The sequence below is a fragment of the Devosia sp. genome (assembly GCF_039927955.1).
Classification (GTDB): Bacteria; Pseudomonadota; Alphaproteobacteria; order Rhizobiales; family Devosiaceae; genus Devosia.
In genome coordinates this window covers 25,476-34,506 of sequence record NZ_JBDSUA010000045.1, presented here as the reverse complement: position 1 = coordinate 34,506, position 9,031 = coordinate 25,476, and the positions used below count along the sequence as shown (strand labels likewise).

At 62.4% G+C, this 9,031-nt stretch carries 7 protein-coding genes and 1 pseudogene; 2 read left to right on the top strand and 6 right to left on the bottom strand.

Annotation, left to right across the window (positions count from 1 at the left end; translation table 11 throughout):
• A pseudogene (locus tag ABIT12_RS12235) lies at positions 1–145 on the bottom strand (hybrid-cluster NAD(P)-dependent oxidoreductase); the annotation flags it as partial.
• Positions 142–1,407 carry an aromatic ring-hydroxylating dioxygenase subunit alpha gene (locus ABIT12_RS12230; RefSeq protein ID WP_348045823.1) on the bottom strand — a complete coding sequence of 422 codons (1,266 nt, stop codon included), beginning with the start codon at positions 1,405–1,407 and terminating at the stop codon, positions 142–144. The pseudogene ABIT12_RS12235 and the gene ABIT12_RS12230, both read right to left, overlap by 4 nt.
• A 159-nt stretch (positions 1,408–1,566) precedes the next feature.
• Here ABIT12_RS12230 and ABIT12_RS12225 point away from each other — a divergent pair, with 159 nt between their 5' ends.
• Positions 1,567–2,532, top strand: a complete 966-nt coding sequence (locus tag ABIT12_RS12225) for a GlxA family transcriptional regulator (protein WP_348045821.1) — start codon at positions 1,567–1,569, stop codon at positions 2,530–2,532.
• 185 nt (positions 2,533–2,717) lie between these two features.
• Here the strand turns inward: ABIT12_RS12225 and betA are convergent, their stop codons facing one another.
• From betA to betI, 4 genes are read right to left on the bottom strand one after another with little or no spacing between them, the layout of a single operon-like run.
• Entirely contained in the window at positions 2,718–4,379 is a 1,662-nt protein-coding gene (gene betA / locus ABIT12_RS12220) for a choline dehydrogenase (RefSeq protein WP_348045819.1), read from the bottom strand.
• Positions 4,380–4,394: 15 nt separating this feature from the next.
• Positions 4,395–5,855: a betaine-aldehyde dehydrogenase gene (betB, locus tag ABIT12_RS12215; protein ID WP_348045827.1), complete on the bottom strand. Its 1,461-nt coding sequence runs from the start codon at positions 5,853–5,855 to the stop codon at positions 4,395–4,397.
• Positions 5,855–7,372: a choline-sulfatase gene (gene betC, locus ABIT12_RS12210; protein WP_348045817.1), complete on the bottom strand. Its 1,518-nt coding sequence runs from the start codon at positions 7,370–7,372 to the stop codon at positions 5,855–5,857. Before betC ends, betB begins: the two co-directional genes overlap by 1 nt.
• Positions 7,365–7,958, bottom strand: a complete 594-nt coding sequence (betI, locus tag ABIT12_RS12205; RefSeq protein WP_348045815.1) for a transcriptional regulator BetI — start codon at positions 7,956–7,958, stop codon at positions 7,365–7,367. Before betI ends, betC begins: the two co-directional genes overlap by 8 nt.
• A gap of 110 nt (positions 7,959–8,068) precedes the next feature.
• On the opposite strand from betI, the gene choX reads away from it, so the two are divergent.
• Positions 8,069–8,995: a choline ABC transporter substrate-binding protein gene (gene choX, locus ABIT12_RS12200; RefSeq protein WP_348045813.1), complete on the top strand. Its 927-nt coding sequence runs from the start codon at positions 8,069–8,071 to the stop codon at positions 8,993–8,995.
• The last annotated feature ends 36 nt before the right edge of the window (positions 8,996–9,031 follow it).

Sequence of the window (9,031 nt, the reverse complement as noted above, 5' to 3'; positions counted from 1 at the left end):
CCGGCGTCTGCGGCGTCAGTACGAAGGTTTTGACGTCATGAGTTTCCTGCCGCACCGCGCGGCAGACCAAGACGTCGTCCTCCTCGCTGTCCCAGGCATTGGACGCAAGCTGCAACCGGTTCGCGTCCCCCAGGGCAGTGGTCAATTGGCGCCCTGCTCCAGATGAGCGGTCATGCGGCCAATGTACCAGCGCTGGAATTTCTCCACCAACATCTCGGTGTTTGGCGAATAGGGGCCGGGCTCATAGGCGGGGTTCATGGCGCCGCGCTGGCACATGCCGACCAGTGCAGAATCCTGGGCATTGGTGGCGGTCCACACTTCGATGAGGTTGGCGAGGTCGTAGTCGACGCCTTCGACGGCATCCTTGTTGACCAGCCATTTGGTGCGCACCAGCGTGCGGCCGGCATCGAGTGGCAGGGCCGAGAAGGTAACGATGTGATCGCCGAGGAAATGGTGCCAGGAATTAGGCTGGGTCCAGAACGACAGGCCGCCCAGCTTGGCATTGGTGAAGGCGCCGAGCGGCAGGCGGCAGGCGGCGCGGGTGTCCATGGTGTGGGATTCGCCATTGCCATCGAGCGGCAGGCGCTCGGTGCGGAAGCCGGTGACGCGGGTGTCGAGTTCCTCGATTTCGCGCGATGGCAGGCCCATGCTCTCCCATTCGGCGTGGCTGGTCTGGCGCAGCGCGTCGTAGCGCTGGGCGTTTTCCAGATCGATCGGATCAAGTTCCTCAGGCGCGAAGCCGAAGCCATAGGCGAACAGCGGCACGGTCAGCTCGGGATGGTTGGCCTCGCAGTGATAGCACTCGCGGTTGTTCTCGATGGTGAGCTTCCAGTTGCCCATCTCGATCAGGTCGCTCTGATAGGCAATCTTGGTTTCGCGCACCTTGTGCGGGGCGATATAAGGCCCCATGCGGGCGGCCAGATCGTCGAAATCTTCGGGTGGATTTTCGGCGAGGCAGATGAACAGCAGGCCCTCGAGCGAGCGCAGGTTGACCGGCTTCAGCCCTTTGCAGGAGGCATCGAAATCCGGACCCATATGGGGGGCGTGGACCAGATTGCCATCGAGATTATAGGTCCAGGAATGGTAGCGGCAGACCAGATTGCCGACGGTGGTTTTTTCATCGTCGATCAGCCGCGCGCCGCGATGGCGGCAGACATTATGGAAGGCTTTGACGGCGTTATCGTCATCGCGGACGATCAGCACCGAGGACTTGCCGATCTCGACGGTCATCACATCGCCGGGCTCGGGCACGTCGGGCTCGACGCCGACATATATCCAGTGGCGCGAAAAAATCGCGTCCATATCGGCTTCGAAGATTTCGGGCGAGGTATAGAACGGCGCATCCAGGCTATGGCCGGCCAGGCGACCATGAACCAGCCGCTGCAATTGCGAGGTCTTGTCGAGCATAGCGTCTCTCCATCAACAGAGACACGAGGCAAAAAGCGACCTCGATTGGAGGCCAGCTTCGATGGTTTTTTGCCCGGTGTCTTGATGTGACGCGACAACGGCTTTAGGTTTTCCGACATAGTGTTGCGGCGCCCGACAATTCGGCGCCACGGAAAGCCCATGGATCAAAACCGGCCAGTGCAGATCATCGGCTTCATGCTGGTGCATGACTTTTCGATGATCGCCTTTACCGCCGCCATCGAGCCGTTGCGGCTGGCCAACCGGGTGAGCGGGGCGACGCTGTATCAATGGCGGTTGTATTCGGCCAATGGCCTGGACGCGGAGGCGTCGAACGGGGTCAAGGTCAGTGTGGAGCAGTCGTTTGCGCAAGCCAGGGACATGGATGCGGTGGTGGTGTGCGCGGGGGTCGACGTGCAGACGATCGATCATCGGGCGCTGGTGGCGGCGCTGCGGCGGCTGACCAAATTTGGGGCCTCTGCGGGAGCCGTATGTACCGGGGCTTATGTATTGGCCAAGGCCGGGCTGCTGGATGGGTATCGCTCGACTATTCATTGGGAAAACCGGCCGGGCATGCAGGCGGATTTTCCCGAGCTGGAGATCGGCGAGGATCTGTTCGAGATCGACCGGGACCGGTTTACCTGCGCCGGGGGGGTGGCGGCGGCGGACATGATGCTGAGCCTGATCAAGCGCGATCATGGGCAGGCAACCGCGGAAGCGGTCACCGATCAGCTGATCCATCACCGGGTACGCGAGGCCAGCGAGCGGCAGCGGATCGATTTGCGGACGCGGCTGGGCGTGGCGCATCCAAAGTTGTTGCGGGTGGTGACGCTGATGGAGCAGAGCATCGAGCGGCCGCTGACCATGGGCCAGTTTGCCGAGAGCGTGGCGCTGTCCAACCGGCAGCTGGAGCGGCTGTTCTGGAAGCATCTGGGCTATCCGCCGAGCAAGCATTACCTCAAAATCCGGCTGGAGCATGCGTGCCAGCTGTTGCGGCAAACGGCGATGCCGATCCTGTCGGTGGCGATGGCCAGCGGGTTCAATTCGGCGTCGTATTTTTCGCAGAGCTATATCGATTATTTCGGCCATAGCCCGAGTGCGGAGCGGAAATTGGCGGTGGTGGGGTAACGCTGCACTTCTACTCTTTCCTTCTGCCCTTGAGGGAGAAGGTGCCCCAAGGGCGGATGGGGGGTTCTTCGAGCCTCGGCGCATGGGATGGCGCAGTACCCCTCACCCTGACTTTTCGCTGAACGCGAAAAGTCTGTCCCTCTCCCTCAAGGGGCGAGGGTAGTCGACTGATGGCGCGCAGCAGGTCAGCGATCCGAGGTTTCCCAGCGGGGATTGAACCATGGCACGCCGTTGTCCGGCGCCAGCGGGGCTTTGCCCAGGATGTGATCCGAGGCTTTTTCGCCGACCATGATCGAGGGGGCGTTGAGGTTGCCGTTGGTGATGCGGGGGAAGATGGAGCTGTCGGCGACGCGCAGGTTGTCGATGCCGATGACGCGGCATTGGGGATCGACAACGGCCATGGGGTTATCGGCGCGGCCCATCTTGCAGGTGCCGCAGGGATGGTAGGCGCTTTCGGCGTGGGCGCGGATGTGATTGTCGAGTTCCTCATCGGTCTGGAATTTGTCGCCGGGCAGGATTTCGCGGCCGCGATAGGGATCGAAGGCTTTTTGGGCGAAGATTTCGCGGGTGAGCCGGATGCAGTGGCGGAAGTCGGCCCAGTCCTTGGGATCGGACATGTAATTGAACTGGATGCGCGGTGGTGCTGCCGGATCGGCGGAGCGCAGGGTGACCTGACCGCGCGAGGCGGAGCGCATCGGGCCGACATGGGCCTGGAAGCCATGGCCTTCGGCGGCGGCCTGACCATCGTAGCGGACGGCGATGGGGATGAAATGATACTGGATATCGGGGTATGGCACCCCTGCCCGGCTGCGCACGAAGGCCGCGCTTTCGAACTGGTTTGAAGCGCCGAGGCCATTGCGGAACAGCAACCATTGCGCGCCGATCAGCGCCTTGCCGAACAGGTTCCAGTATTTGTAGAGCGTGATCGGCTGGATCGAGGCCTGCTGGATATAGAGCTCCATATGGTCTTGCAGGTTTTGCCCGACGCCGGGGCGATCGGCGACGACCTTGATGCCGTGTTCGGCAAGATGCGCGGCAGGACCGATGCCGGAGAGCATGAGGAGCTTGGGTGAATTGATCGAGGAGGCCGCGATGATGACTTCGCGCCGGGCCTTGACCACTTCGATCTGGCCGCCGCGCTGGATTTCGACGCCGGTGGCACGCTGGTTTTCGATCACCACCTTGCGGGCATAGCCGCGGACGATATCGAGGTTTTGCCGATTGCGGGCGGGCTTGAGATAGGCATTGGCGGTGGACCAGCGGCGGCCTTTCCAGACCGTTTCTTCCATCGGGCCGAAACCTTCCTGCTTTTCGCCATTGTAGTCGTCGGTCATCTCGAACCCGGCCTGCCTGCCGGCTTCGACGAAGGTTTTGAACAGCGGATTGTCACGCGGGCCACGGGTGACGTGGAGCGGGCCGGAGGTACCACGGCGGGACGGATCGCCGCCATGCGGGCCGGGATGCCAGTTTTCCATACGCTTGAAATAGGGGACGACATCGGCATAGCCCCAGCCGGCGGCGCCGCTTTCGGCCCAATGATCGTAATCGCCGGCGTGGCCGCGCACATAGACCATGCCATTGATCGAGGATGAGCCGCCAATGACCTTGCCGCGCGGGACGGCGAGGGTGCGACCGCCGAGATGCGGTTCGGGTTCGGAGCGGAAGCCCCAATCGTAGCGCGGCATGTTCATCGGATAGCTCAGCGCCGCCGGCATCTGGATCAGCGGACCGGCATCGGTGCCGCCGAATTCCAGGACGATCACGGAATGCTTGCCATCTTCGCTAAGGCGGGAGGCCATGACGGCGCCAGCCGAGCCTGAACCGACGATGACAAAGTCTGCTTCCATGACGCAATCCTTCTATTAATAGGCGGCGGCGACCGGGCCGGTGGCGACGTAGACGGACTTGATCTGGCTGTAATGATCGAGCGCGGCGCGGGAATTTTCGCGGCCGACGCCGGAGAGTTTGACGCCGCCGAACGGGGCTTCGACCGGGGTGATATTATAGGTGTTGATCCAGCAAGTACCGGCCTCGAGCTGGGCGATGACGCGGTGGGCGCGAGCCAGATCGGCAGTGAAGACCCCAGCGGCGAGGCCGTATTCGGTAGCGTTGGCGCGGGCGATGACATCGGTTTCATCGGCGAAGGCGAGAACGGACATGACCGGGCCGAAGATTTCCTCGCGGGCGATGGTCATGGCGTCGGTGACGCCGGCAAAGACGGTGGGCTCGACGTAAAAGCCGGAGTTCTGGCCGGCGGGGACACCGCCGCCGATCAGCAGGTCGGCGCCCTCGGCCTTGCCGGTTTCGATGAGGGCGAGAACCTTCTGGCGCTGGGCTTCGGAGATCAGTGGGCCGACCTGGGTTGCTTCATCGAGCGGGTCGCCGATGATGGCGGTGGCGGTGCGCTTGACCAGTCGTTCAAGGAAGGTGGGGCGGATGGCGTCGTGGACGAAGACGCGGGTGCCGTTGGAGCAGACCTGGCCGGAAGAATAGAAATTGGCGTTGATGGCAGCGCTGACGGCGCTGTCGATGTCGGCATCTTCGAAGATGATCAGCGGCGATTTGCCGCCCAGTTCCATGGTGACGTGGCGCATGCCCTGGGCGGCAGCGGCATAGACCTTGCGGCCAGTGGCGATGGAGCCGGTGAGCGAAACCTTGTCGACGCGCGGGTCGGTGACCAAGGCCGCGCCGACATCGCCGTAACCCTGCACAACATTGAACAGGCCAGCGGGGGCGCCGGCTTCGAGCAGGATCTCGGCGAGTTTGAGGGCGCCCAGCGGGGTGGTTTCGGAGGGCTTGAAGATCATGGCATTGCCGCAGGCCAGCGCCGGTGCGGCCTTCCAGCAGGCGATCTGGGTGGGGTAGTTCCACGCACCGATACCGACGCAGACGCCGAGCGGTTCGCGGATGGTGTAAACAAAATCGCCGCCGAGCGGGATGGTTTCGCCGGTCAGCGTAGCGGCCAGACCAGCGAAATATTCGAGGGCGTCAGCACCGGAGGCCGCATCGGCAATCAGGGTTTCCTGGATTGGCTTGCCGGTGTCGATGGTTTCGAGTTCGGACAGCGCCTGGTTGCGCTCGCGGATGATATCGGCGGCGCGGCGGAGGACGCGGCCACGGATAACCGGCTTGAGGGCGCCCCATTCCTTCTGGGCGCGTTTGGCCGAGGAGAGCGCCAGTTCGACGATGGCTGGGGTGGCCGAGTGAAGGCGGGCGACGATTTCGCCGGTGGCCGGATAGACGCATTCAATCAGGCGGCCGGCGGTGTCTTCGACGTATTTGCCGTCAATGAAATGGCTGGCCTGGGGCTGGACGTCCTGCATCATTCGCCCCTCGGATAGCGCTTGTCGTGCTCGAGCACGTTGAGGTCCATGTGGTTGCGCATATAGCGCTCCGATGCTTTTTGCAGGGGCTGGAAGTCCCAGGGGAAATAAGCGCCGTTGCGCAGCGCGTCATAAACAATGTGGCGGCGGGCTTGGCTGGAGCGCACTTCGGCATCAAAGGCCGGCATATCCCAAGTCTGGGTGACCAGCACGGCAAAGCGGGCGACAAGGCCAGAGCGGGCTGGATCGTCGGCAAGGTTGGTCAGTTCGTGCGGATCGGTGGCCAGATCGAACAATTGCGGCGGGTCGATCTCGCAGTGAATGTATTTCCAGTTTTCAAAGCGCAGGCCGACCAGCGGGGCGATGGAGCCTTCGGCAGCGTATTCCATCAGCACCGGGGTGGTGCGCGGAGTGCCATTGGCGAGGGCGACCAGCGATTCGCCGTCGGTCCATTCCAGCACCGGCCCGATATCGATGCCGACCAGTTCGCAGAGGGTCGGTGTCACGTCCATGGTGCTGACCGGGGTTGCGATTTTGCCTGCGGGCAGATGCGGCGCGGCGATCATCAGTGGGACGCGGGCGGAGCCTTCACGGAAGTTCATTTTGAACCAGAGGCCCCGCTCGCCCAGCATGTCGCCATGGTCGGAGACGAACAGGACGATGGTGTTGTCGGCCTGGCGGGTGCCATCAAGGGCGGCGAGGATTTCGCCGATCTTGTCGTCCACATAAGAGATGTTGGCGAAGTAGGCGCGGCGGGAGCGGATGATGTCGTCGTCGGTGATGGTGGACTTGGTGAAGTCGCAGGCGTCGAACAGGCGCCTGGAATGCGGGTCCTGCTCGGCATAGCGGATGGCGGGGACTTCGGGCTGCAGGTGGGCGCAGTCTTCGTACAGATCCCAATACTTCTTGCGGGCGACGTAGGGGTCGTGCGGATGGGACATGCTGACGGTCAGCATCCATGGCCGGTCTTCGAGGCGACGGCCAAGGTCGTAGACCTTGCGGACGGCGTGGTAGGCGACTTCGTCGTCATATTCGAGCTGGTTGGTGATCTCGGCCACCCCTGCCCCGGTGACCGAACCTAGGTTGTGATACCACCAGTCGATGCGCTCGCCCGGCTTGGCGTAATCCGGGGTCCAGGCGAAATCGGCGGGGTAGATGTCGGTGGTCAGGCGTTCCTCGAAGCCGTGCAACTGGTCGGGGCCGACAAAATGCATCTTGCCCGAGAGCGTGGTGGAATAACCGGCGCGGCGCAGATGGTGGGCGAAGGTGGGGATATCCGAGGTGAATTCGGCGGCATTGTCATAGACGCGGGTGCGGTGCGGCAACTGGCCGGACATGAAGCTGGCGCGGCCGGGGGCGCAGAGCGGCGAGCCGGTATAGGCATTGGCAAAGCGGGCCGAACGGGCGGCGAGCGCCTTAAGGTTTGGCGCGTGCAGCCAATCGGCGGGGCCATCCGGAAAGAAGGTGCCGTTGAGCTGATCGACCATGAAGATCAGGATATTGGGGCGATCAGCCATTGAGGGGTTTCCGGCCGAGGCAAAGGTCGAGATAGTCGATGACAAGGCGGCGCACTTCGGACTGGGCCGGGGCGAAATCCTGCAGAGCGTGGCGAATGTAGAAGCCATCGATCAGGGCAGCGAGACCCTGGGCGACCGATTGGGCGGTTTCGGCATCGAACAGCGCGCGCAGGTTGAACATCAGGTTGGAGTGCAGGCGCCGTGCATAAATCTGCAGCAGGCGGCTGGCTTCGGCCGATTGCAGGGCACGGACATAGAAGGTCAGCCAGGCGGCGACGACTTCGCGATCGAACTGATCGGGCGCGAAGCTGGCATCGATAATGGCGTGGATGCGGCCAAGCGGGGTGCAGACCTCAGCCATGCGCCGGCGGACGCTCTGGCCGTAGAGCTTGAGAATGTGACGCATGGCGGCGAGGAAAATCTGGTCCTTGGAGCCGAAATAGTGATGCGCCAGCGCCGGGGACATGCCGGCGCGCCTGGCGATCTGGCTGACGGTGACGTCGAGGCTGCCGGCCTCACCGATCTCGATGATGGCCGCTTCAACCATGGCTTTGCGCCGGACTGCTTCTGCACCGATTTTTGGCATTCTTGTTGGCTGCTCATAAAATGAGTTTACATTTTCGATTGTCTCGCTTTTGATTGAGCCGTCAATCAAGAAAAAGACTTTTAGCAAACCCGCACACAGGAGATGGACTTATGAGAACGACTGCTCTGACTCTAACGACTGCCCTGACGCTGTCCCTGCTGGCTGGCGTTGCCCACGCTGCGGAATGCAGCACCGTGAAATTTTCCGATGTCGGCTGGACCGATATCACCACCACCACCTCGGCCACCAAGCAGGTGCTGCAGGCGCTCGGCTACAAGGTCGACGTGAAGGTGTTGTCGGTGCCGGTGACCTATGCCTCGCTGGAAAGCGACGACGTCGATGTGTTCCTGGGCAACTGGATGCCGGCACAGACCGGCGCGATCACGCCCTATCTCGACAGCGGCGAAATCGAAAGCGTGGCGGTCAACCTGACCGGCACCAAGTACACGCTGGCCGTACCGACCTATACCTATGACAAGGGCCTGACCGACTATTCCAAGATCGCCCAGTTTGCCGATTCGCTTGGCAACAAGATTTACGGCATCGAGCCGGGCAATGAAGGCAATGGCTACCTGATCGGCCTGACCGAGAAGGACACGTTTGGCCTGGGCAAGTTCAAGGTTGTGGAAAGCTCCGAACAGGGCATGCTGGCCGAAGTTGGCCGCGACTATGACGAGAAGAAGGACGTGGTGTTCCTGGGCTGGGAACCACACCCGATGAACGCCAAGTTCGCGCTGAAATACTTGCCGGGCGGCGAAGACTTCTTCGGCGGCGAAGGCGTGGTCAACACGGTGACGCGCAAAGGCTATGTCGCGGAATGCCCGAATGTGGGTAAACTGCTGACCAATGTGAAGTTCACCCTGCCGATGGAAAACGAAATCATGGGCGAAATCCTCAACGACGGCGCTGATCCCGATGAAGCGACGATGAAGTGGATGAAGGCCAATCCAGATGCCGTGATGGCCTGGGTTGCCGGGGTGACGACGCTTGACGGTGCCGATGGCGCCGCAGCGGTTAAAGCGGCACTCGCGCTTTAAGCCAATTGTCAGCCCGGCCCCCAGCGGCCGGGCTGA

Excerpts from the sequence above, each read along its gene's own strand:
- betI (WP_348045815.1), bottom strand. The coding sequence starts at position 7,958 with ATGCCAAAAATCGGTGCAGAAGCAGTCCGGCGCAAAGCCATGGTTGAA.
- betC (WP_348045817.1), bottom strand. The coding sequence starts at position 7,372 with ATGGCTGATCGCCCCAATATCCTGATCTTCATGGTCGATCAGCTCAAC.
- ABIT12_RS12230 (WP_348045823.1), bottom strand. The coding sequence starts at position 1,407 with ATGCTCGACAAGACCTCGCAATTGCAGCGGCTGGTTCATGGTCGCCTG.
- ABIT12_RS12225 (WP_348045821.1), top strand. The coding sequence starts at position 1,567 with ATGGATCAAAACCGGCCAGTGCAGATCATCGGCTTCATGCTGGTGCAT.
- choX (WP_348045813.1), top strand. The coding sequence starts at position 8,069 with ATGAGAACGACTGCTCTGACTCTAACGACTGCCCTGACGCTGTCCCTG.
- betA (WP_348045819.1), bottom strand. The coding sequence starts at position 4,379 with ATGGAAGCAGACTTTGTCATCGTCGGTTCAGGCTCGGCTGGCGCCGTC.
- betB (WP_348045827.1), bottom strand. The coding sequence starts at position 5,855 with ATGCAGGACGTCCAGCCCCAGGCCAGCCATTTCATTGACGGCAAATAC.